The 22,724-nt window shown below is 54.5% G+C and carries 19 protein-coding genes and 1 tRNA gene; 2 read left to right on the top strand and 18 right to left on the bottom strand.

Annotation, left to right across the window (positions count from 1 at the left end; all coding sequences use genetic code 11):
* Positions 1 to 25: 25 nt before the first annotated feature.
* The 4 genes from ACAM29_RS03390 to ACAM29_RS03375 form a co-directional block, all read right to left on the bottom strand.
* On the bottom strand, positions 26 to 487 hold the full coding sequence (locus tag ACAM29_RS03390) for a PaaI family thioesterase (RefSeq protein ID WP_091823336.1): 462 nt from the start codon (positions 485 to 487) through the stop codon (positions 26 to 28).
* Entirely contained in the window at positions 471 to 956 is a 486-nt protein-coding gene (locus ACAM29_RS03385) for a PaaI family thioesterase (RefSeq protein WP_091823339.1), read from the bottom strand. The genes ACAM29_RS03390 and ACAM29_RS03385 overlap by 17 nt, the downstream gene beginning before the upstream one ends.
* Positions 953 to 1,672, bottom strand: a complete 720-nt coding sequence (locus ACAM29_RS03380) for a DUF599 domain-containing protein (RefSeq protein ID WP_091823342.1) — start codon at positions 1,670 to 1,672, stop codon at positions 953 to 955. Before ACAM29_RS03380 ends, ACAM29_RS03385 begins: the two co-directional genes overlap by 4 nt.
* 85 nt (positions 1,673 to 1,757) lie before the next feature.
* Positions 1,758 to 3,233 (bottom strand): YdiU family protein, encoded by a 1,476-nt coding sequence (locus ACAM29_RS03375; protein WP_369623199.1) that lies wholly within the window; start codon positions 3,231 to 3,233, stop codon positions 1,758 to 1,760.
* A 125-nt stretch (positions 3,234 to 3,358) separates the two neighbouring features.
* Between ACAM29_RS03375 and ACAM29_RS03370 the strand changes: the two genes are divergently transcribed.
* Entirely contained in the window at positions 3,359 to 3,679 is a 321-nt protein-coding gene (locus ACAM29_RS03370; protein ID WP_091823349.1) for a DUF3301 domain-containing protein, read from the top strand.
* On the opposite strand, the gene ACAM29_RS03365 is transcribed toward ACAM29_RS03370, so the two are convergent.
* The 11 genes from ACAM29_RS03365 to sdhC all read right to left on the bottom strand — a co-directional run bounded on the left by ACAM29_RS03365 (position 3,676) and on the right by sdhC (position 16,913).
* Positions 3,676 to 4,134 carry a YaiI/YqxD family protein gene (locus ACAM29_RS03365; RefSeq protein ID WP_354405986.1) on the bottom strand — a complete coding sequence of 153 codons (459 nt, stop codon included), beginning with the start codon at positions 4,132 to 4,134 and terminating at the stop codon, positions 3,676 to 3,678. The two genes, ACAM29_RS03370 and ACAM29_RS03365, sit on opposite strands and share 4 nt — an antisense overlap.
* Positions 4,135 to 4,143: 9 nt before the next feature.
* Positions 4,144 to 5,520, bottom strand: coding sequence for an ATP-dependent RNA helicase DbpA (dbpA, locus tag ACAM29_RS03360; RefSeq protein WP_091823355.1), 1,377 nt, complete (start codon positions 5,518 to 5,520; stop codon positions 4,144 to 4,146).
* A gap of 114 nt (positions 5,521 to 5,634) precedes the next feature.
* Positions 5,635 to 6,516 carry a succinate--CoA ligase subunit alpha gene (gene sucD / locus ACAM29_RS03355; RefSeq protein ID WP_091823358.1) on the bottom strand — a complete coding sequence of 294 codons (882 nt, stop codon included), beginning with the start codon at positions 6,514 to 6,516 and terminating at the stop codon, positions 5,635 to 5,637.
* 2 nt (positions 6,517 to 6,518) lie between these two features.
* Complete coding sequence (sucC, locus tag ACAM29_RS03350) at positions 6,519 to 7,685, bottom strand: ADP-forming succinate--CoA ligase subunit beta (protein WP_091823361.1); 1,167 nt, start codon at positions 7,683 to 7,685, stop codon at positions 6,519 to 6,521.
* A gap of 123 nt (positions 7,686 to 7,808) precedes the next feature.
* The gene (lpdA, locus tag ACAM29_RS03345; protein ID WP_369623198.1) at positions 7,809 to 9,248 is read right to left on the bottom strand and encodes a dihydrolipoyl dehydrogenase; all 1,440 of its coding nucleotides are present in this window, start codon (positions 9,246 to 9,248) and stop codon (positions 7,809 to 7,811) included.
* Between the two features lie 40 nt (positions 9,249 to 9,288).
* Positions 9,289 to 10,509, bottom strand: coding sequence for a 2-oxoglutarate dehydrogenase complex dihydrolipoyllysine-residue succinyltransferase (odhB, locus tag ACAM29_RS03340; protein WP_091823368.1), 1,221 nt, complete (start codon positions 10,507 to 10,509; stop codon positions 9,289 to 9,291).
* Between the two features lie 48 nt (positions 10,510 to 10,557).
* The gene (locus ACAM29_RS03335) at positions 10,558 to 13,389 is read right to left on the bottom strand and encodes a 2-oxoglutarate dehydrogenase E1 component (RefSeq protein WP_091823371.1); all 2,832 of its coding nucleotides are present in this window, start codon (positions 13,387 to 13,389) and stop codon (positions 10,558 to 10,560) included.
* A gap of 309 nt (positions 13,390 to 13,698) precedes the next feature.
* Positions 13,699 to 14,403 (bottom strand): succinate dehydrogenase iron-sulfur subunit, encoded by a 705-nt coding sequence (locus ACAM29_RS03330; protein WP_091823375.1) that lies wholly within the window; start codon positions 14,401 to 14,403, stop codon positions 13,699 to 13,701.
* A gap of 12 nt (positions 14,404 to 14,415) precedes the next feature.
* Positions 14,416 to 16,191 carry a succinate dehydrogenase flavoprotein subunit gene (gene sdhA, locus ACAM29_RS03325; RefSeq protein ID WP_354405980.1) on the bottom strand — a complete coding sequence of 592 codons (1,776 nt, stop codon included), beginning with the start codon at positions 16,189 to 16,191 and terminating at the stop codon, positions 14,416 to 14,418.
* A 3-nt stretch (positions 16,192 to 16,194) separates the two neighbouring features.
* Complete coding sequence (gene sdhD / locus ACAM29_RS03320) at positions 16,195 to 16,542, bottom strand: succinate dehydrogenase, hydrophobic membrane anchor protein (RefSeq protein ID WP_091823381.1); 348 nt, start codon at positions 16,540 to 16,542, stop codon at positions 16,195 to 16,197.
* Positions 16,536 to 16,913, bottom strand: coding sequence for a succinate dehydrogenase, cytochrome b556 subunit (gene sdhC, locus ACAM29_RS03315; RefSeq protein ID WP_091823384.1), 378 nt, complete (start codon positions 16,911 to 16,913; stop codon positions 16,536 to 16,538). Before sdhC ends, sdhD begins: the two co-directional genes overlap by 7 nt.
* 439 nt (positions 16,914 to 17,352) lie before the next feature.
* Here sdhC and gltA point away from each other — a divergent pair, with 439 nt between their 5' ends.
* Positions 17,353 to 18,630: a citrate synthase gene (gene gltA / locus ACAM29_RS03310; protein ID WP_206834450.1), complete on the top strand. Its 1,278-nt coding sequence runs from the start codon at positions 17,353 to 17,355 to the stop codon at positions 18,628 to 18,630.
* Between the two features lie 412 nt (positions 18,631 to 19,042).
* Here gltA and ACAM29_RS03305 read toward each other — a convergent pair whose 3' ends face one another.
* The 3 genes from ACAM29_RS03305 to ACAM29_RS03295 all read right to left on the bottom strand — a co-directional run bounded on the left by ACAM29_RS03305 (position 19,043) and on the right by ACAM29_RS03295 (position 22,711).
* On the bottom strand, positions 19,043 to 19,780 hold the full coding sequence (locus tag ACAM29_RS03305; RefSeq protein ID WP_369623197.1) for an HD domain-containing protein: 738 nt from the start codon (positions 19,778 to 19,780) through the stop codon (positions 19,043 to 19,045).
* 98 nt (positions 19,781 to 19,878) lie between these two features.
* A tRNA-Val gene (locus tag ACAM29_RS03300) sits at positions 19,879 to 19,955 on the bottom strand.
* A gap of 92 nt (positions 19,956 to 20,047) precedes the next feature.
* Positions 20,048 to 22,711 (bottom strand): putative bifunctional diguanylate cyclase/phosphodiesterase, encoded by a 2,664-nt coding sequence (locus tag ACAM29_RS03295; protein WP_369623196.1) that lies wholly within the window; start codon positions 22,709 to 22,711, stop codon positions 20,048 to 20,050.
* Positions 22,712 to 22,724 lie beyond the last annotated feature (13 nt).

The raw sequence follows: 22,724 nt of genomic DNA, 5'->3' as shown, positions 1-22,724 counted from the left end.
GGGCCCGCCCCGGGATTTCAAGCGCTTATCGCTGAACAGGCGTTAAAGTACCGGCATCCAGAAGAAAATGTGCACGCGCCTGTGCAATCGGTTTGCTTTTGCGTTCCTGCCAGGCCAACACCGAGCAGTTGCCGACCCGACGCCCCTGTCGGCTGACATCACAAATGGCGAATGTGTCTCTATCAAGCCCCGCCCGCATGTAATCCAGTGAGAAGTCGATAATCTTGGCCAGTCCAGGCTGCGGCAGCTGCAGGGTGAGCTGGAACAGCGCTGTCAATTCCATGAAGGATGCAATCACACCTCCGTGAATGGCAGGAATGGTGGGATTGCCAATGTTGCCGGGATTGGCCGGCAGTCGAAAGATAATCTCCTCACCATAACATGCACACTGCACACCCAATACCCGCGCATAGGGGATCAGATCGACCAGCGGCTGATAATCTCCACTTTCCTGTGCCTGACGTACCAGCTCAAGCAGTTGTTGCATTGTCCCCTCCCTCAATCAGGCGACGAAACTCGGACTCGGTGCTTCCACCCTCAGGCCGCATGAAGGTTGCAATGGCATAGGCGACCGGCCGTTCGGGATCGTCCTGATAAACCGACGCACGCGTGAACAGGACGCTACGGGTCACGCGGTAGCATTCTGCATTTACGTAGAGGGGCTGACTCTGGGCCGGGGTCCGCATATGGTCGATACGCAGATCCAGCGTCGGGCAAAGCTCAAACCGATCCAGGGCGCACAACGTCGAAACACTGCTGGCGGCATCCACCAGTGTGGTCAGTACACCGCCGTGCAGGTAGGTATCCAGTACTGGGCTGATCAATTGAGGCTGCACCGGCAATACCAGTACAGCACGCCCCTTCTCCGCCTGTATCAGGCGGATGCCCAGCTTCATCATATGAGGCTGGGCGTTCAGAAACCGTGTGCAGCGCCCTGCATATTCTCCCTGCGTCATTTCTCCGCTCCACTGCTCATGGTTAAGGTCTGAAGCGTGGTGGAGGTGAATTCCCGTCGATACAGGACAAAGACAATCACCATTGTCAGCAGCATGAAGCCCCAGGCATTCATGAACCAGCCCAGCACGGCAATGCTGAAATAGTAGGTGCGCAAACCGAGGTTGAAGTTGTTTGCGGCCATGGAAGCCATGGTGGCAATGCGTTCTGCGTGGGCACGCACCTGCTTTTCGGACGGGTTTTCTGCCGGCAGGGGGGCAGCACCGATCATCACCGATACAAAGCCATACTGGCGCAGGCTCCAGGTAAATTTGAAGAAGGCGTAGATGAACAGCACGATCAGAAGCAGAAGTTTAAGCTCCCATTCCTGCCGGGTTGCAACCACTACAAATGGCAGATCCTGCACCAGATTGATCGCCTTTTCAGCCGAACTCATCACCGTAATCAGACCCGCAAGCACCAGTATGGTGGTCGAGGCAAAGAACGCAACCGTACGCTCAAGATTGGCGATGGCGGTGGTATCGGCGATACGCACTTCACGCGTCATCATGCGCAGCATCCATTCGGTTCGGTACATGTGCAGCATGCTGACGAGGCAGGACGTGTGCTTGGCACGGCTGGCAGCGTAATACATATAGCCACGAAAGCAGAACAGAAACCAGGTGATTGCAAAAGCATTCAGCCAGTTGTTTTGGATCAGCAGCAGTAGTTTTTCCATGACCGGACCTGTGACTCAGTGCCTTGATTTCAAACCCTTAATCTACAGGGAATGAGGTCCTCTGTCTGTAGCTCACCGCCCGGCATCAGGAAGAACAGGTCAGATGGATTGCGGCAGCCCAGTCCGGTGGAGCATCAGCATAGGCACTGAATTCAGAGTGCTCATCGCCGGGATGGCGCAGTAGTGGTAGCAGTGCGTTCAGTGGACGGTAGTCGCCCTGATGAGCTTCGCGAATGACTTCTTCCGCCATATAGTTGCGCAAAATATAGCGCGGATTGACCGAGCGCATCTGTGCCTGACGGATCGGAGTGCTGGCCGCCTCATACTCAAGGCGCATCTCGTATTGCCGCAACCACTCCGCAACTGCCTTCTCCTGCCTCGCCAACGCAAGCAGACTGTTGGTAGAGGAGGTGTCGCCCGGCTGCCATTCACACAAGTGGCGCAGAAACCGGTTGTGATCCATCCGTTGTTCAGTCCAGATCGATTCCAGCCTGACAATCAGGTCGGCATCGTCCGACCGGGGGGCTTGCAGCCCTAGACGTGCCCGCATTCTCTTCAGCTTTGCCGCTTCATAGAGCTCTTCGAAGCGATCCAGTTCGGCCTCCAACCTTGATTTTTCTATCAGTGGCAGCAGCGCCTGGGCCAGCGCTGAGAGGTTCCACAGCACAATGGATGGCTGACGTGAGAAGGCGTAGCGCCCGGCATGGTCATTCTTGTTGGCTACATGAGCCGGTTCATAATGGTCCATGAACGTGAATGGGCCATAGTCGAAGGTCTCACCGATGATCGACATGTTATCGGTATTCAGCACACCATGCACGAAACCGTAGGCTTGCCAGAGTGCCACCAGCTCAGCACTGCGTCGCACCACTTCAGCAAACATCTGTGCCACGGGCTGCTCGGCTGATTGCAACTGTGGGTAATAGCGTTCTATACAATACTGGGCAAGCCGATGCAGATCATCATGCTGACCACTGTAATAGAAGTACTCGAAGTGCCCGAAACGGATATGGCTGGAGGTGACACGCAGCAACATGGCGCAGGGCTCCATGCCATTGCGCAGGGTGTACTCTTCACTTCCCAGCAGACACAGCGCACGTGTTGTCGGAATGCCCAAACCACACATTGCTTCTGAGGCCAGATACTCGCGAATACTGGAACGTAATACGGCACGACCATCACCGAAACGGGAAAAGGCGGTCTTGCCTGCCCCCTTAAGGTGCAGATCCAGCCGCTGCCCTTCTGGGCCAATCACCTCTCCCAGCAACAAACCGCGCCCGTCACCAAGATCCGGATTGTAGCTTCCGAACTGATGGCCAGTGTACTTCATCGCCAACGGCTCAGTACCCGGCCAGTCGACTTCACCACCACATACCTGTGCCAGCAGGCCTGGACTGACTCCACAGGGATCAAGGCCCAGTTGGCGTGCAACCGGCGGATTAAAGCTGATTAAATGGGCATGCTTCAGCGGACAAATACGTGTCGGTTGAAACCAGTGCCGCGGTAAGCGTGCATAACTGTTGTCAAATACCAGCCCGTCCAGGCCTTGCAAATGAGACATGACCACCCCCTAACGTTCAATGCCATTAACCTAGCATTTTGATCAGGTATTTTCACCCCTCAATTCCGCAGGGTTATTTTTAACGCCACGGCTGGTATTATGAGCCCCCCTTGAAGGAGACCTCTATGTGGATTGAGCTGTCTGATCTGTTCTGGCTGGCGCTGACAGCCTGTCTGTGTTTGATGTGGTGGCAGAATCTGAAGGTACGTGAGTATGCCACGCGCCAGGTACGGGCCTATTGCCAGCAACAGGACGTACAGCTACTGGATGAGAGTATCGCATTGAAGAGCATGAAACCGAGGCGCAATTCCAAAGGCCTTCTCGAACTGGAGCGCTGCTACCAATTCAGTTTCACATCAACTGGAGATGAGCGCTATAACGGCCTGATCCGCCTTAGCGGACGCCGGGTACAGGGTTTTGAACTTCCACCCCACCGTATCGGTTAACCCTTGCTTCGCAGCGCCTTGCTGATCAGACGGTCGAGCTGATTGGCAAAGGCCTGGCGGTCGGACTGGCTCATGGCCGCAGGACCGCCACTTTGTACGCCGCTGGCGCGCAACGTTTCCATAAAATCACGCATATTCAGCCGGACACGAATATTTTCTGCCGTAAACTGCTCGCCTCGCGGCGTTAGAGCCATCGCGCCCTTGTCCAGCAGCTCTGCCGCCAGTGGTATGTCACTGGTAATCACAAGGTCGCCGGCCTCACAGCGGCGTACGATCTCGTGGTCAGCCACGTCAAACCCACCGGAAACCTGGATCGCGCGGATATTCGCGGAGGGCGGCACCTTGATTGCATGATTGGCAATAAGTGTCAGCTCCAGCCCAGTCCGATCAGCCGCTCTGAAGAGTATCTCTTTAATCACCACCGGACAGGCATCAGCATCGACCCAGATCTTCATGTACTTTCCTCAACGCAACTGTCGTACACGGCAGCTGCGGCCCTTGATCTTGCCCTGAGACAGCTTACGTACCGCCTCTTTCGCCACCGGCCGACTGACCGCCACATAGGTACAAAAATCAAACACGCGAATTTTACCGACCTCATCACCCTGAAGCCCCTCGCCACCGGTCAATGCACCCAAAACATCTCCGGGGCGGATCTTCTGTTTTTTACCGATATCAAGTTGCAACGTTGCCATCGGTGGACGATAACTGCCATCAGCACGCGCGGCGGGCAAAGGCTCTTCCGTGGCAATTATATCCAGCTGAGCTTCAATGCCCGCAAGCTTGTGACCCTCCCGGTCGCTGAACAGGGTTACTGCCACACCACTCTGGCCGGCACGACCGGTGCGTCCAATGCGATGTACATGCACCTGAGACTCCTTGGCGGGACGGTAGTTAACCACGAGATCGAGCCCTTCGATATCCAGCCCCCTGGCTGCAACATCAGTAGCCACCAATACAGAAGCGCTTTGATTGGAGAACCGCACCAGGGTCTGATCACGCTGGCGCTGATCAAGATCACCGTGCAGAGCCACCGCGGCAATCCCCTCCTGCTGCAAAAAAGATTCCAGATCGCGCACTTCCTGCTTGGTATTGCAGAACACTACCGCCGATACCGGACGATAATGGTAGAGCAGTGCCGTCAAAGCCGCCTGACGCTCCTCTTCGGCAACGCGATGAAAATGCTGGCGGATGCTGCCGGACTGATGCAGCGAGGCCACTTCCACCCGAACCGGGTTGGTTAGAATACGGCTGGCAATGTCCTCAATCTCACGTGGATAGGTTGCGCTGAACAGAAGGCTTTGGCGCTTGGCCGGCGTCTGATCAACAATCGCGTCCACCGCAGCCTGGAAGCCCATTTCCAGCATGCGATCGGCTTCATCCAGCACCAGCACCTGCAACCTGTCCAGTTTGAGAGTGCCCTTGCGCAGGTGTTCCTCAAGGCGCCCAGGGGTACCGACAACGATATGGGCACCATGCTCCAGTGAGCCAATCTGTGGCCCCAGAGGCTGCCCTCCGCACAATGTCAGCGTTTTGACATTGGGGATCTGACGCGCAAGACGGCGCAATTCCTGTGCAACCTGATCAGCCAGCTCGCGGGTCGGGCAGAGCACCAGCACCTGAACATGAAAACGTGTGGGGTCAAGCTGCTGCAGCACACCCAGACCGAAGGCCGCCGTTTTGCCTGATCCGGTTCTGCCCTGAGCGATAAGATCCTTGCCGTCCAGAATCACGGGGAGACTCTCATGCTGAATCGGGGTCATCAAGTGATAATCAAGCGAGGCGAGATTGTCCAGCAGCTCGGCACGCAAGGGCAGGACTGAAAAGGGATGTTGACTCAAGGGAATACCTTCGGAATGTGTTTCTGAAGGCGCATTCTAGCAGAGGGCGGATAGGGGCGCACGGAAACAAAAAAGGCAGCCGAAGCTGCCTTTTTGAAAGAAACCCAAAGGCTCTTACTTCATTGCCCAACCGGTCACTTCAGACAGTGCCTTGCCGATATCGGCCAGAGAGCGAACTGTCTTCACACCAGCGTCTTCCAGAGCCGCAAACTTCTCGTCTGCAGTGCCCTTGCCACCGGAGATGATCGCACCAGCGTGGCCCATGCGTTTGCCCGGAGGTGCAGTAACACCCGCGATGTAAGAAACAACCGGCTTGGTTACGTTAGCCTTGATGTAGGCAGCCGCTTCTTCCTCGGCAGAACCACCGATCTCACCGATCATAACGATCGCTTCAGTCTGAGGATCGTTCTGGAACATTTCCAGGATGTCGATGAAGTTGGAGCCCGGGATTGGGTCACCACCGATACCAACACAGGTAGACTGACCGAAGCCAGCGTCAGTAGTCTGTTTAACCGCTTCGTACGTCAGAGTACCAGAACGGGAAACGATACCGACTTTACCCGGCAGGTGGATGTGGCCCGGCATGATACCGATTTTGCACTCACCTGGAGTGATAACGCCCGGGCAGTTCGGGCCGATCAGGCGAACACCCAACTCATCACACTTCACTTTGCACTGCAGCATGTCCATTACCGGAATGTGCTCGGTGATGCAGACGATCAGCTTGATGCCAGCATTAGCCGCTTCCAGGATGGAATCCTTGCAGAAAGGAGCCGGAACGTAGATAACAGACGCTTCAGCACCAGTCGCTTCTACAGCTTCCTTAACGGTGTTGAATACCGGCAGACCCAGGTGCTCAGTACCGCCCTTGCCCGGAGTTACACCACCAACCATTTTGGTGCCGTAGGCAATCGCCTGCTCAGAGTGGAAAGTACCCTGGCCACCGGTAAAGCCCTGACAGATGACTTTGGTATCTTTGTTGATCAGAACGGCCATGATTATTTACCCTCCGCTGCTTTGACTGCCTGCTGAGCAGCGTCAGTCAGGCTGGTTGCTGCAATGATGTCCAGACCGGATTCGGCCAGTTTCTGCGCACCCAGCTCAGCGTTGTTACCTTCCAGACGTACCACAACCGGTACGTTGACACCCACTTCTTTAACTGCACCGATGATACCGTCAGCGATCAGGTCGCAACGTACGATACCGCCGAAGATGTTAACCAGAACCGCTTTAACGTTCTTGTCTTCAAGGATGATCTTGAACGCTTCAGTTACACGCTCTTTGGTTGCACCACCACCAACGTCCAGGAAGTTGGCCGGGAAACCGCCGTGCAGAGACACGATATCCATGGTACCCATGGCCAGGCCTGCGCCGTTTACCATGCAACCGATAGTGCCGGTCAGTGCCACGTAGTTCAGATCCCACTCGGCTGCACGCGCTTCACGCTCGTCTTCCTGAGACGGGTCGTGCATGCCCTGCAGATCCTTATGGCGGTAAACAGAGTTACCGTCGATAACGATCTTGGCATCCAGGCAGTGCAGGTTGCCCTGGTCAGTGATGACCAGCGGGTTGATTTCGAGCAGTGCCAGATCTTTCTCTTCGAACATCTTGGCCAGGCCAAGGAAGATGTTGACGAACTGTTTGATCTGATCACCTTGCAGGCCCAGCTGGAACGCCAGCTCACGACCCTGATACGGCTGAGCGCCGGTCAAGGGATCGATGGTTGCTTTCAGGATCTTTTCCGGAGTCTCTTCAGCAACTTTCTCGATCTCGACACCACCTTCGGTGGAAGCCATGAACACGATGCGACGGCTGGAGCGGTCAACAACCGCACCCAGATACAGCTCGTTAGCGATATCGGTGCAGGTTTCAACCAGAATTTTGGTAACCGGCTGACCATTGGCGTCTGTCTGATACGTTACCAGACGCTGGCCCAGCCATTTTTCGGCAAATGCCTTGGCGTCAGCCGGAGAGTCAACCAGCTTTACACCACCTGCTTTACCACGGCCACCGGCGTGAACCTGGGCTTTTACAACCCACTTGTCTCCGCCAATTTTTTCAGCCGCTTCAGCAGCCGCTTCCGGAGTATCTACCGCGATCCCTTTGGAGACCGGCAGACCATATTCGGCAAACAGTTGTTTACCCTGGTACTCGTGAAGGTTCATGCTCTAATCCGTTGTATTTTCGGTTATACAGGTACCCCGACCAGAGTGCAGTCAGTCGGGATACACCTTTGCTCTGCAGATCGGCAAAAGCAGGATCTCTGCCCCACCGATTAACCCTTCAGGTTATCGCTTTTTGCGATTTGCAATGTGAATGGCGTGATTGTCCACGGCCAGTGCTGCTTCATGCACAGCTTCGCTGACGGTCGGGTGAGCGAACACCATCAGCTGCAGATCCTCTGCACTGGCGCAGAATTCCATCGCAATCACACCCTGAGCAATCAGTTCGGAGGCGATGCCACCGACCATGTGTACGCCCAGTATGCGGTCGGTCTCTTCGTCAGCAATGATCTTGACGAAGCCGTCAGTTGCATTGGCAGCCATTGCTCGGCCAGATGCAGCAAACGGAAATTTACCAACCTTGATTTTTACACCTTCGGACTTGAGCTGCTGTTCGGTCTTCCCGACCCAGGCCAACTCGGGGAAGGTATAAATAATGTTGGGGATGCAGTCATAGTTCAATGCAGCCTTGTGGCCAGCAATGATGTCAACGACCATAATCCCCTCTTCAGAGGCCTTGTGTGCCAGCATTGGGCCACGCACGGAGTCACCGATGGCGTAGACGCCTGGCGCATCAGTACGGCAGCTGTCATCAACGAAGATGAAGCCGCGTTCGTCCAGTTTGACACCGCTGTCTGCTGCCAACAGGCCCTGAGTCTGAGGACGACGTCCAACTGCTACGATCAGCTTGTCGAACACCATCTCCTGGTCACCGCTGGCATCAGCGAATTTTACCTTCACTTCCTTGCCATCGATGATCTCGGTGCCGGTGCAGCGCGCACCCAGCTTGATGTCCAGACCTTGCTTGGTAAGCAGTTTCTTGGCTTCCTTGGCGACATCAACGTCAGCCAGTGCCAGGAAGTCATCCATCGCTTCAAATACGGTTACTTCAGAGCCGCAACGCGCCCAGATGGAGCCCATTTCCAGACCGATGACACCTGCACCAATGATACCCAGACGTTTCGGGGTTTCATCGATATTCAGGGCACCTTCATTATCCAGAATCAGACCTTCAGTCAGCGGAGCCGGTGGGATCTCGACCGGTACGGAACCAGAGGCCAAAATCACGTTATCAGCAGCATAAACACTGCTGCTGCCGTCCTGAGCCGTTACTTCAACCTGCTTGTTGGCCAGCAGTTTGCCGGTACCCTGCAGCAGAGTCACGCCATTGGCCTTGAAAAGGCCCGCGATGCCACCGGTCAGGTTTTTGACGATCTGATCCTTGCGCGCCACCATCTGCTTGGTGTCCATGCGCACGTTATCAGCCACGATACCCTGCGCAGCAAACCCGTGCTGAGCCTCGTGCAGCTTGTGCGTGGTTTCCAGCAGTGCCTTCGACGGGATACAACCTACGTTCAGACAGGTACCACCGAGAACCGGTGTACCCTTGTCATCAACCCACTTCTCGACACAGGCAGTTTTCAGACCCAGCTGAGCTGCACGAATTGCAGCCACGTACCCGCCGGGGCCGGCACCGATAACAATGAGATCAAATTTATCTGACATTACTTAATCCTGTTTTTCACTCGTTCGATTGCGGGTCTGATTAGACATCCAGCAGCATGCGTGCCGGGTCTTCCAGCAGATCCTTGATGGTGACGAGGAATTGTACCGCCTCTTTGCCATCAATCATACGGTGGTCATACGACAGCGCCAGATACATCATAGGCAGGATCTCAACCTGTCCATTGACCGCCATTGGACGCTCCTGGATCTTGTGCATGCCCAGGATTGCAGTCTGCGGCGGGTTCAGGATTGGAGTGGACATCAGAGAACCGAACACACCACCGTTGGTGATGGTAAAGGTACCACCCTGCATGTCATCCATGCCCAGCTTGCCCTCACGACCACGTTTGCCGAAATCGGCAATAGTGCCCTCCACCTCAGCAAGGCTCATGGAATCCGTGTCACGCAGCACCGGTACCATCAGACCACGCTCAGTTGATACGGCAACACCGATATCCTGGTAGCCGTGATAGACCATGTCGTTACCGTCGATGGAAGCGTTGACCGCAGGGAAGCGCTTCAATGCTTCAGTAGCCGCCTTTACGAAGAAGGACATGAAGCCCAGACGCGTGCCGCCGTGAACCTTCTCGAACAGATCCTTGTACTGCTTGCGCAGCTCCATGACCGGCTTCATGTTGACTTCGTTGTACGTGGTCAGCATCGCCGCATTCTGCTGCGCTTCGACCAGACGCTTGGCGATGGTGGCACGCAGACGGGTCATCGGAACACGCTTCTCGGTGCGCTCGCCAGCCGGAATGTTCAGTGCCGGAGCTGCGGCTGCAGGAGCAGCGGCCGCCGGAGCTGCAGCAGGCTTGTTTTTCAGGAAGTTCTGTACGTCTTCCTTGGTGATACCACCATTCTTGCCGGTACCCGGAATTTTGGACGCATCCAGGCCGTTCTCTTCGATCAACTTGCGAGCGGCCGGACCAACCTTATCAGCGTCAGTGGTCACTTCCGCGGCAGGCGAATCGGCAGATTCGGCTGTGGGGGCCTTTTCAGCCGGTGCTGGCGCAGCCGCAGCCGCGCCCTCCTCGAAGATGGCAATAACTTCTTCGCTCAGAACAGTGTCACCTTCACCCTTGACGATCTCCTTGAGAACACCATCTGCCGGTGCAACCACTTCAAGAACGACCTTGTCGGTTTCGATGTCAACGATCAGCTCATCAGCTGAACATGCTTCACCCGGCTGCTTGTGCCAGGTTGCAACTGTTCCGTCAGCAACGGATTCAGGGAAAGTCGGCGCTTTAATATCGATGGACATGCTGTTTCCTTTATTAATGCTGCTCAGGTCTTGTATGCGAACCTGTCATTAACCGTTGATTGCTTCGTTGACCAGCTGCTCTTGCTGCTCAAGGTGAACCGAAATATAGCCTACTGCCGGTGCTGCGGCATGGGGACGACCCACACCCACCAGATGCAGCTTGGGATCATGCTGCTGCATCACATTGCGCATATGATGCTGACTGCAGTACCAGGCGCCCTGGTTCATCGGCTCTTCCTGACACCAAACCACCGATTCCAGATTGGTGTAATCAGCAATGGCATCTTTCAGGCCCTGTTCCGGGAACGGGTAGAGCTGCTCGATGCGAACGATGGCGACATCGTCCTTTTCCAGTTCGGCGCGACGGTTGTACAGGTCGTAGTAAACCTTGCCACTGCACATGACCACGCGTTTTACTTTCTTCGGATCCAGCTGATCCACTTCCGGAATCACCGGCTGGAACGTGCCTTCGGAAAGATCCTCAAGCGAACAAATCGCCTGCTTGTGACGCAGCAGAGACTTCGGAGACATCACAACCAGCGGCTTGCGCAGCGGACGCACGACCTGACGGCGCAGCAGGTGGAAAATCTGAGCCGGTGTGGATGGCACACACACCTGAATATTGTGCTCGGCACACATCTGCAGGAAACGCTCAAGGCGTGCGGATGAATGCTCAGGGCCCTGACCTTCAAAGCCGTGAGGCAACAGCATGGTCAGACCGCACAGACGGCCCCACTTGTGCTCACCGGAGGTAATGAACTGATCGATAACGACCTGCGCTCCGTTGGCAAAGTCACCAAACTGAGCTTCCCAGATTACCAATGCATTCGGCGTAGTGGTTGAGTAACCATATTCGAAGCCCAGTACCGCTTCCTCAGAGAGGAAGGAGTCATAGATATCAAAGGCTGGCTGCCCATCTGCAAGATTCTGCAGTGGAGTATAAGTGGAAGCATCCTTCTGGTTATGGATCACCGCATGGCGGTGAGAGAAGGTTCCACGCCCCACATCCTGACCGGTAAGGCGAATTGGATAGCCCTCAGCCAGCAATGTTGCATAGGCCATGGTCTCTGCGAAGCCCCAGTTGATCTCCATGGCGCCGGCGGCCATTTTCTTGCGGTCTTCGTAAATCTTCTGTACCTGACGCTGAACCGCCACCCCTTCCGGGAACTCACAGGTTTTATTGGCCAGCTCTTTCAACAGCTTGGCATCCACCCGCGTGTCACATTCGAAAGACCACTGATGGCCCAGGTAGGGGCGCCAGTCAACGAACAGCTCAGAGTTAGGCTGCAGCACCAGAGACTTGGCCACATGCTCACCGTTTTCCAGTGCCTTGCGGTAGTCCTGATCCAGCGCCTTGGATTCTTCAGCCGAGATAACACCCTCTTCGACGAGGCGAGCACCATACAGCTCTCGGGTTGTCTTCTGGGACTTGATTTTACTGTACATCAGCGGCTGAGTACCTGAAGGCTCATCCGCTTCGTTATGGCCTCGACGGCGATAGCACACCAGGTCGATAACCACATCCTTGTTGAATTCGTTACGATAGTCCAGTGCCAGCTGAGTCACAAAGCGGACGGCTTCGGGATCATCTCCGTTCACATGGAAAATTGGAGACTGCACCATTTTGGCCACATCTGTACAATACTCAGTGGAACGCGCATCTTCCTTCTTGGAAGTGGTGAAGCCCACCTGGTTGTTGATCACGATATGGACGGTGCCACCGGTCTTGTAGGCACGGGTTTGAGACATCTGGAATGTCTCCATCACCACACCCTGACCTGCGAAGGCGGCATCACCATGGATGGCAACCGGGATTACAGTATTGCCAACCGGATCATTACGACGGTCCTGACGCGCACGCACGGAGCCCTCAACCACCGGAGACACGATCTCAAGGTGAGATGGGTTGAACGCCATGGCGATGTGAACTTCTCCGCCCGGTGTCATCACATTGGATGAAAAGCCCTGATGGTATTTCACGTCACCAGAGGTTTCGATTACGCGCTTGCCTTCGAACTCGCCGAACAGATCCTGCGGATTCTTGCCAAACAGATTGACCAGCACGTTGAGACGACCGCGGTGTGCCATGCCGATCACCAGCTCCTTGGCACCGTCACGACCGGCACGCTGAACCAGCTCATCAAGGCACGGAATCAGGCTCTCGCCACCTTCAAGTCCAAAGCGCTTGGCACCGGCATAGCGTGAGCCGAGATACTTCTCGAGGCCCTCAGCCGCGACCAGACGCTCCAGAATGTGCTTGCGCTCATCATTGGTCAGTACAGGATGGCTGCGCACAGGTTCCATGCGTGACTGAATCCAGCGCTTTTCCTGTGTATCGACGATGTGCATATACTCAACGCCGACGGTAGTGCAGTAAGTTTTCTTGAGATCAGCCAGGATTTCTTTCAGCGTGCTCTCTTCGGGACCGAAAAACAGTGAACCCAGCTGAAAGCGGGTATCGAAGTCAGCTTCTGAAAGCTCATGAAAGCGCGGATCAAGGTCAGGCACCTGCTCACGCTGCATCAGGTTCAGTGGATCAATATCAGCGTGCTGGTGTCCACGCACGCGATAGGCATTGATCATCCGCAGAACGCGAACCTGTTTCTTTTCATGCTCAGAGCTGACACTGCTGCCGGATACCGGCATGGCGCGCTTTTGATTCTTGGAGAGGAGAAGGAAATGTTCCCGGATGGTGGAGTGAGGCACATCCTGCGTGATGTTATCACCAACCTTAGGGAGTCGATCGAACTCTTCACGCCATTCTTGTGGAACGGCATTCGGGTCCATCAGGTACGTTTCGTATAGTTGTTCGACATATGAAAGGTTGCCCCCATAGAGATGGGCATTCTTCCACATCTGCTCCATTATGCCATCTTGCATTATCATCTCACCCTGGCTCTGAGAGGGCACTGTAGCGATCAGGCTGCACTATTTCCTGACCCAACAGCCCGTTAACCCTCTGCTGATTACCGTTTTTTGTATCGTCCCGCAGCAACGACGGATCGCGTGCGGCCGCGGTCGATAATTCTACGCTTTTTATTGCGGCCTTAACACCGCTAGCAGGCGAGGATTCTATAAAATTATACCACATGGACGACATAGGCCTTTTGGCTATGACGCCCGAACCCTCCTGCCTGAGAACCAAAAAAAACGGCATCAAAGATGCCGTTTTTTTATACCTGAGAAAGATCAGGTTGCTTGCTGAATCAGCATGTTGCGAATTTTACCAATCGCCTTGGTCGGGTTGAGACCCTTCGGACACACGCTGACACAGTTCATGATGCCATGACAACGAAATACGCTGAACGGATCATCAAGTTCTGACAGACGCTCATTGGTCGCGGTATCACGACTGTCGGCCAGGAAGCGGTAGGCCTGCAGCAAGCCGGACGGACCCACAAACTTGTCCGGATTCCACCAGAAGGACGGACAGGCAGTGGAGCAGCATGCACAAAGAATACACTCGTACAGGCCATCCAGCTCAGCGCGCTCTTCCGGTGACTGCAAACGCTCGATCGCCGGCGGCGGCGTATCATTAATCAGGAACGGCTTGATCTTCTCGTACTGCTTGTAGAACTGAGTCATATCGATGACCAGGTCACGAATCACCGGAAGGCCCGGCAGCGGGCGCAGTACCAGCTTGTCATCCTTGACCACTTCAGACAGCGGCGTGATGCACGCCAGACCGTTCTTGCCGTTCATATTCATGCCATCCGAGCCACACACGCCCTCACGGCAGGAACGACGATAAGCAAGAGTCGTGTCCTTTTCTTTCAGCAGCTGGAGCAGATCCAGCACCATGATGTCCTTGCCACCCGGGATATCAATATGGACATCCTGCATGTAGGGAGCATCGTCCACTTCAGGGTTGTAACGATATACACTTACCAGCATCGCACCAGCCTCTTAATAGGTTCGTACTTTCGGCGGGAACGGATCCATTGTCTTGGGCGCGAAGTTGACTGCGCGCTTGCCAACGGACTTGTTCTGCGGGAAGAAGACGGAGTGGCACAACCAGTTTTCGTCATCACGCTCGGTGAAGTCGTTACGGGCGTGCGCACCACGGGACTCCTTGCGCTCCTCGGCCGCAATCGCGGTTGCTTCAGCAACTTCCATCAAGTTCTCAAGCTCCAGAGCTTCAATACGCGAGGTATTGAACGCCTGACTCTTGTCTTCAAGATGTACGTTGGCAACACGCTCACGGATCTCCTTCAGGAGGCCGAGACCTTTCTGCATGCTTGCGCCATCACGGAACACACCAAAGTACAGCTGCATGGTGCTTTGCAGATCCTTGCGCACATCCGCAACCTTTTCGCCACCAGTGCTGTTGTTGAGACGATTCAGACGAGACATCGCCGCTTCAATATCAGACTCGGTCGCTTCAGCCACGGAGTAGCCTTCACGCATTTGCTGCTCGATCTGCATACCCGCCGCACGACCGAATACCACAAGGTCAAGCAGAGAGTTACCACCCAGGCGATTGGCGCCATGTACAGATACACAAGCCGCTTCACCACAGGCGAACAAACCATTGATGATCCTGTCTTCACCGGTCTGAGCATCCGGAGAGATTGCCTGACCACCAATATTGGTCGCAATACCACCCATCATGTAATGGCAGGTCGGCACAACCGGGATCGGCTCTTTCACCGGATCTGCGGCAGCAAAGGTCTTGGACAGTTCGCAGATGCCCGGCAGACGTGAATGCAACACCTCTTCACCCAGGTGATCCAGCTTCAGATAAACATGATCGCCATTCTCGCCACAACCACGTCCTTCGAGAATCTCGAGAATCATGGAGCGCGCAACAACATCACGACCTGCAAGATCTTTGGCGTTCGGAGCATAACGCTCCATGAAGCGCTCGCCATCCTTGTTCACCAGATAGCCACCCTCACCTCGACAACCCTCGGTTACGAGGACGCCAGCACCGGCAATACCGGTCGGGTGGAACTGCCACATTTCCATATCCTGAACAGGCACACCAGCTCGCATCGCCATACCAATACCATCACCGGTATTGATCAGCGCATTGGTGGTGGATGCATAGATACGACCCGCACCACCAGTTGCCAGCACAGTTGCCTTGGACTTGATATAAACGGTCTCACCGGTTTCGATGCAAATGGCAATACAGCCAACCACATCACCATCGGCATTCTTGACCAAATCAACGGCATACCATTCATTCAGGAAAGTCGTACCGGCCTTCATATTGGCCTGGTACAGTGTATGCAGAAGCGCATGACCGGTACGGTCTGCCGCTGCACAGGTACGAGCTGCCTGTGTAGGGTTATCCGGCCCCTTGGACTGACCACCGAACGGACGCTGATAGATGCGGCCAATTTCGGTACGCGAGAACGGCAGCCCCATGTGATCCAACTCGAATACAGCCTGAGGACCTACGGAGCACATGTACTCAATTGCGTCCTGGTCACCGATATAGTCTGACCCCTTGACGGTGTCATACATATGCCAGCGCCAGTCATCGTTCGGATCAGCACTGGCAATCGCACAGGTAATACCACCCTGAGCAGACACAGTGTGAGAACGGGTCGGGAATACTTTGGTGACACAGGCCGTATTCAGGCCTGACTGTGCCAACTGCAGCGCAGCGCGCATGCCAGCACCACCACCACCGACGACGATCGCGTCGAAAGTAAGCGTACGCAGTTTAGACATGTTTTAGATACCCCACAGAATCTGGATGCCCCACACGACGTAAATAAACGCCAGCAGGCCGCATGCGGACTGGAACACGAAGCGAGCACCGGTCGCCTTGATGTAGTCAGTAGAAACAGACCACATACCGATCCAAGCGTGCGCCACCATGGACAGGACTGCCAGCAGGGTAAAGATACGCATGACCGTACCGCTGAACAGTTCTTTCCACTGGTTGTAATCCAGTTCCGGATTCATCAGCAGATAGCCGATCATAAAAATGGTGTAAGCCAGCAGTACAATTGCGGTGACGCGCTGCATCATCCAGTCATACAGGCCGCTACGACCAAAGCTTGTGATACTTGTTACCATATCCAGACTCCCGCAAGCAGGATAGCGATGCCCGCTATCACCAAAGTGACCTTGGCTGCCAAACGACCGCTATCCAGTTCTTCACAGTGGCCAAGATCCATGATCAGGTGCTTGATACCTGCAAAGAAGTGGTACAGCAGCGCTGACACCAGCCCCCATGCAATGAGTTTTGCCAGGAATGACTCCTGGAGCATCTCAGCAGCGCGGTCAAAACCGGCCTGAGATTCCAGCGACATACTTAATACATAAAGCATAAAGATGGCGCCAAAGAACAGCGCCACACCTGATACGCGATGCAGTATTGAAGTGATCGCCGGGAGTGGCATTTTTATGGTTCGCAGATCTAAATTTACAGGTCTTTTCTTGTTCACGGCTCTAGTTCACACTTTTCTGTCCAGTTGCAGGACAAGGTTGCTAGGAAGTGCTCAGAGAGTAGTACCTCGAGATGCCAGAACTGACACTTAACCAGTGGGCACGGTGCCAACTCAGGTGCGAGAGTATAGACAGATCACCCTTGGAATACAACGCGCCCAGCGCTACCTAAGGCTTAAGTCTAGTGTGAAGATCCAGACCTGCTGACTGGCTCGTATAATTATTTTCAGGTCGACATACAACTAATTATTTATTTCCCCAAAACAGCTGAATTGCTAGGAAAATTCTTTCTGTTGCGATGCAACATTTCACCCCCAAGGCTTAATTGACAATCCTGTTTCAAACTCTATAGTGGGTGGGTCCTTTTTCGGGCCATTTCCTATGAAGCGGCTCAGTAGCAAGCCGCAGCAATACAAAACAGAATGATAGGAGCCTCTGATGGCTGACAAGAAAGCACGTTTGACAGTCGATGGTCTGGACGAAGCGATCGAACTGCCGGTCTATTCCGGCACTGAAGGTCCCGACGTCATAGATGTACGCCCACTGACCGGCAAAGGCCTGTTCACCTACGACCCCGGCTTCGTGTCCACTGCGGCCTGCGAATCCAAGATCACCTATATCGATGGTGGCCAAGGCGTGCTGCTGCACCGCGGCTACCCGATCGAACAGCTGGCTGAAAAGTCCGACTACCTTGAAGTCTGCTACCTGCTGCTCAACGGTGAACTGCCCACGGCAGAAGAGAAAGATAAGTTCGTTAACACCATTTCTAACCACACCATGGTGCACGAACAGCTCAGCCAGTTCTTCAAGGGGTTCCGCCGTGACGCGCACCCAATGGCCATCATGTGCGGTGTTGTTGGCGCACTGTCAGCGTTCTATCACGACTCGCTCGATATCAACAACCCCCACCACCGCGAAGTCTGCGCGTATCGCCTGATCGCCAAGATGCCGACGCTTGCAGCCATGTGCTACAAGTATTCCATCGGCCAGCCGTTCATGTATCCGCAAAACGAACTCAGCTATGGCGCCAACTTCCTGCGCATGATGTTCGGCACCCCCTGCGCTGATTATGAAGTCAATCCTGTACTGGCTCGCGCCATGGATCGCATATTCATCCTGCATGCCGACCATGAACAGAACGCTTCCACTTCTACCGTTCGCCTGGCAGGCTCTTCCGGTGCAAACCCGTTTGCCTGCATCGCAGCCGGCATTGCCGCCCTGTGGGGACCGGCTCACGGTGGCGCAAACGAAGCAGTATTGACCATGCTGGATGAGATTGGCGATGAGGCCAACATCCCCGAGTTCATCGAAAAGGCCAAGGATCCGAACGATCCATTCCGCCTGATGGGCTTTGGCCATCGCGTATACCGCAACTTCGACCCTCGCGCCAAGGTAATGAAGAAGACCTGCGATGAAGTTCTGGCTCTGCTGGGTATCGAAAACGACCCTCAGCTGCAGATCGCCAAGAGACTGGAACAGATCGCACTCGAAGATGAATACTTCGTTGAGCGCAAGCTGTACCCGAACGTGGACTTCTATTCCGGCATCATCCTGAAAGCGATAGGCATTCCGACCAACATGTTCACCGTGATCTTTGCCCTCTCCCGCACCATCGGCTGGATCTCGCACTGGAACGAATTCCATTCCAGCCCGAACAAAATTGGTCGCCCGCGCCAGCTTTATACTGGTGCAAAGCAGCGTGATTATCCTGCCTGATTGCATTTAACCAAAAAGCCCTGCCTATGCAGGGTTTTTTTTGGTCCAAACAAACATTTAAATTAGGAAAAATTCCTACTGCTCATGACCTTTGGATAAGCTAAAGTGGTATCAGCAGGACGCTTGTACTCAGGAGGGATCCAACCATGGAACAGATATGCCAACACTGCCGCACTCTATTGAGCAGCGGAGTCCTTTCACGACACCATCTCAGCATCAGCAAAATCAGTGATAGTGAACTGATCAAATGCGATTTATGTGATGCATACCTGCTAAGCGAGCAGGACCACAGAGAGGTACTGAGTACGCGCCCAGCCACTGACGCAACATTGAATTTTCAGCATTGCACTTCAGGCGGCAGCTACAAGCAACTGCCACACTAAGGCATCCAGCCACAATTCACGCACACGCACTATACCTTACTCGACCCAGCCATTCGCTTTGCTTCAGACCAGAGCGTGCGCACCAGTCTTTTCAAGCCATCATCACCCTGAGTCAGCACGCCAACTTCAAGGCGCTTTTCCTCAAGATAACCCGCAAGCTCAACTTCCGAATTAAGACGACACAGGGATGAAAGACGGCATGCAATTTCGGCCAACTTGACACTATGCACATCCGTATCACCAGCCGCCAACCGCTGGCGGTCACGCCGACTACGCTCTTCACTCGAAATTGAACTATTGGCTGAGCCAGTCAGACATCGCACTCCGTCAGCAATTGAAGCGCCAAACGTACGCTCGACCTCTCGCAGCGTAACAGTTGTATCCTCAACCACATCATGCAACCAGGCCAGCGCTACCATCCTTGAGCCTGAGTTGTTGCAGGTCGCCACAAGCCCCGCAACTTCAGAAAGATGTTTCCAGTATGGCTCTGAAGTATGTCGAAGCCGCTGCCCTGCATGCGCCTCCATGGCAAATTCACGCACTTGCTGCAAACAGATTCCACCAGTGCTTTTACCCAACAACACCAATGCGCGAGAGCGGTCAAAAGCTTCAACATCAAAACCCACACTGGACCTGGCCTGTGAGCTGTCGACCACATCAACTGCAACTGTTTCGAATAGATCTGGACGAACTGCATCCAGATCTTCCTCCACACCTAACAGATCGCTCAAGCTTTCAAACGCTTGATCATCTTCCCTGTTCGACATACCCCCTCCTTTTCCCTAGAGTTTGTACAAGCCACATTCAGGTGCAGTGTAACAAAAAAAGCCACTCGGCATGACCCGTAGTGGCTTTTTTATAAATCTGGTAGGACTAGGCGGACTCGAACCGCCGACCCCCACCATGTCAAGGTGGTGCTCTAACCAACTGAGCTATAGTCCTAAAATGTGCTGCGTATTATATAGATGATGACTTTGGGTGCAAGCCCCTCAGAGGGTATTTTTCTTTTTTTTCATACGCCTGCATCAAGTCATTCAGCCGCCCGGGCCTGTCTGATGCTGTTGCAGGTGACGCATTAAAGCCGACTCCGGCATTGGCTTGGCAAGCAGATAGCCCTGTATCTGATCACAGCCGGCCTGCTGCAAAAATCTTAGCTGATGATCTTTATCAACCCCTTCGGCCACCACTTTCATGTTAAGACTTCGCGCCAACGCCAGCATAGCCAGAATGATCTCTTCATCGCCATGGTTTTGCCCAATACCCACCACGAAGCTGCGATCTATTTTCAGGTAGTCCGCTCGCAGGTTACGAAGATTTCCAAGTGATGAATAGCCGGTACCGAAGTCGTCTACCGACAGGCGTATTCCGGCAGCGGCAAAGGAGGCCAGATTGGCTTCAAACCTGTCATTCAAATTGATAATTGCCGTTTCGGTTACTTCCACTGTGATCTTGTGCGCCGGAATACCATACTGATCCAGTAGGCTTATCATGCAATTGGCGATTTCGTCACGCGCCAGCTGTACTGCCGATACATTAACACTAAGGTAAAAACGGCTGCTGTTGATCAATTCCCAGTCTGCCATACGCGCGATTACCTGCTCCAATTGCCAGCGACCAAGCTCAATGATCATGCCGCTTTCTTCAGCAACCGGAATAAATTCCGCCGGTGAAATCCACTCTCCCGCTTCAGTCTTCCAGCGCAGCAGCAACTCAGCCGCTACAGGCTTTAATGTCTGGGCATCGAATACTGGCTGGTAGTACATGCTGAAAACATGCTCAGGCCGCGTCAGCGCAAGTCTCAACCCCTGCTCGATATTCACTCTTCGGCTGACTTGAAAGTCCATCTCTGCATTGAATATTCGATATACGCTACGACCATCATGCTTGGCCGCATAGAGTGCAAGATCAGCCTGCCGCAGCAGGGTTTGGGGGTCGCTTTTACCCCTTGCCGTTAGAGCCAAACCTATACTGGCCGTCAAACTGAAGCGCTGGCCTGCAAGCTCAAAGGGTTCGGCCAACAGATCGGTTATTCTCTGTGCCAGTTGCGACGCCTGTTCGCGCCCCACATCCTGTACCATCACAATTGCAAATTCGTCCCCCCCCAAGCGTGCAAGGCACCCACCTGGCGGAATCAGGTTATTAAGCCGGGTTACCATGCCAATCAGCAACTCATCCCCTCGGCCATGCCCAAGCGTGTCGTTGACCGCCTTGAAGTTATCCAGATCGATATACAGCAGCGCGAGATAGGCAGGGCCATCTGGCTGCAGCCATTGACCCAACCGCGACAGCAGCTCACGCCGATTGGGAAGTCCGGTCAGGTGATCATGATTGGCAAGATAAAGCGAGCGCTGTTCGGCCGCCCTGCGCGCGGTAATATCTTCATGCACCGCTACAAAATGAGTCAGCTCTCCTTTGCCGCTTTTGATCGGCGTGATTGTCTGTTCAACCATGAGCTGCTTGCCATCACGGGTATGATTGACTACTTCACCACGCCAAACCTCACCCGCCATAATTGTGTCCCACAAGCGTCTGAAGAACAGTGCCGAGTGCTCACCTGAATTGAGAATGGCTGGCGTGCGCCCCAGAGCTTCTTCGGGCGCAAAGCCGGTCAGGCGCGTAAATGCCTGATTGACCCAGCGAATATCGCCACGGCTATCTGTAATCAACACGGCATTGGCCGTGGTACTGATCGCTGCGCCCAGCAAGTGCAGCTCATCTATCAAACGATACTGGCGGTAGCGCATCCAGGCGATCAGAACTGATGCCATAAGTATCAACACCAACACCACACCCACTATCAACCACATAGTCGCTACCGTTCTATACCAGGGTGCCAACGCCTGATTACGATCGATGGCAAGCGTTAACAATAACGGAAGCATGGAGGTAGCACGGTAGGCTGTTACATTGGCGTCAGGCTGTTCAACAGCGTGATACAGCCCCCACTCGCGTTGGCGCACCAGCTCCAGCAACTCCCCGGGTGCTGCAGCAAAGCCTTTTGCAGCGACCGGCAGCTCCACCAGCGCTCGGCCGTCATGACGATAAAGCTGCACCTGCGCCGGCAGGTTATCAATGATCGGCCGGAACAACTCACGCAACGCATCTGGGTTCAATACTGCAACAAGCCATGTCTGCTGCCCGGCCTCGGCCGAAAACAGCATGCATACCGGCAGCTTATACACTCCCTCAGGCCCGGTATCAGAGCCCAGGAAGCGCCCAGGCAGCGGCTCGGAAAAACGCAGCAATGCTGTAACAGGGGCACTTTCCGTGCAGGCAAGGGACTCAATATGACTGCCATCACGCGCTATCGCGGAGCTCGCCAACACGGTTAAGCGACCCTCTTGTCGCTGCAGCACTGCCAGCTCACGCAGCTGGGGCGTCATGGAAACCAGCATCTGCATCCGCTGCTGCAGCTCTAGCGGTTGTTGCAGTAACTCCTGACTGTGCTCCAACAGATCCTCCAGGGAGCGCAAGCGCCCCTGTACGTCCTGAACCGTTCGAGTGACACTGCTCTCAAGCGAATGCGCCAGCAGGGTGGCTTCCTTTTCCAGCTCAGCTACCGCCCGCTGTGTACCGAGGTTGACGACAACCAACTGCATCACCACCAACGTGGTAATCAGCAGCAGCCCCAACAGCAAAACAGACAAGCCCGTCTTCAGGCTATACCGGGGTTTATCATCTGCTATAGTGCTTGGCATCCCTTACTCTCTG

The organism is Marinobacterium sp. BA1 (genome assembly GCF_041155135.1).
GTDB classification, from domain to species: Bacteria; Pseudomonadota; Gammaproteobacteria; order Pseudomonadales; family Balneatricaceae; genus Marinobacterium; species Marinobacterium iners.
The sequence above is the reverse complement of the archived record's forward strand: the minus strand, read 5'-3'. Positions and strand labels throughout refer to the sequence as shown.

What these genes read in the sequence shown, in the direction of transcription:
- ACAM29_RS03390 (WP_091823336.1), bottom strand. Translation starts at nt 487, where the DNA reads ATGCAACAACTGCTTGAGCTGGTACGTCAGGCACAGGAAAGTGGAGAT.
- ACAM29_RS03385 (WP_091823339.1), bottom strand. Translation starts at nt 956, where the DNA reads ATGACGCAGGGAGAATATGCAGGGCGCTGCACACGGTTTCTGAACGCC.
- ACAM29_RS03380 (WP_091823342.1), bottom strand. Translation starts at nt 1,672, where the DNA reads ATGGAAAAACTACTGCTGCTGATCCAAAACAACTGGCTGAATGCTTTT.
- ACAM29_RS03375 (WP_369623199.1), bottom strand. Translation starts at nt 3,233, where the DNA reads ATGTCTCATTTGCAAGGCCTGGACGGGCTGGTATTTGACAACAGTTAT.
- ACAM29_RS03370 (WP_091823349.1), top strand. Translation starts at nt 3,359, where the DNA reads ATGTGGATTGAGCTGTCTGATCTGTTCTGGCTGGCGCTGACAGCCTGT.
- ACAM29_RS03365 (WP_354405986.1), bottom strand. Translation starts at nt 4,134, where the DNA reads ATGAAGATCTGGGTCGATGCTGATGCCTGTCCGGTGGTGATTAAAGAG.
- sucD (WP_091823358.1), bottom strand. Translation starts at nt 6,516, where the DNA reads ATGGCCGTTCTGATCAACAAAGATACCAAAGTCATCTGTCAGGGCTTT.
- sucC (WP_091823361.1), bottom strand. Translation starts at nt 7,685, where the DNA reads ATGAACCTTCACGAGTACCAGGGTAAACAACTGTTTGCCGAATATGGT.
- lpdA (WP_369623198.1), bottom strand. Translation starts at nt 9,248, where the DNA reads ATGTCAGATAAATTTGATCTCATTGTTATCGGTGCCGGCCCCGGCGGG.
- odhB (WP_091823368.1), bottom strand. Translation starts at nt 10,509, where the DNA reads ATGTCCATCGATATTAAAGCGCCGACTTTCCCTGAATCCGTTGCTGAC.
- ACAM29_RS03335 (WP_091823371.1), bottom strand. Translation starts at nt 13,389, where the DNA reads ATGCAAGATGGCATAATGGAGCAGATGTGGAAGAATGCCCATCTCTAT.
- ACAM29_RS03330 (WP_091823375.1), bottom strand. Translation starts at nt 14,403, where the DNA reads ATGCTGGTAAGTGTATATCGTTACAACCCTGAAGTGGACGATGCTCCC.
- sdhA (WP_354405980.1), bottom strand. Translation starts at nt 16,191, where the DNA reads ATGTCTAAACTGCGTACGCTTACTTTCGACGCGATCGTCGTCGGTGGT.
- sdhD (WP_091823381.1), bottom strand. Translation starts at nt 16,542, where the DNA reads ATGGTAACAAGTATCACAAGCTTTGGTCGTAGCGGCCTGTATGACTGG.
- gltA (WP_206834450.1), top strand. Translation starts at nt 17,353, where the DNA reads ATGGCTGACAAGAAAGCACGTTTGACAGTCGATGGTCTGGACGAAGCG.
- ACAM29_RS03305 (WP_369623197.1), bottom strand. Translation starts at nt 19,780, where the DNA reads ATGTCGAACAGGGAAGATGATCAAGCGTTTGAAAGCTTGAGCGATCTG.
- ACAM29_RS03295 (WP_369623196.1), bottom strand. Translation starts at nt 22,711, where the DNA reads ATGCCAAGCACTATAGCAGATGATAAACCCCGGTATAGCCTGAAGACG.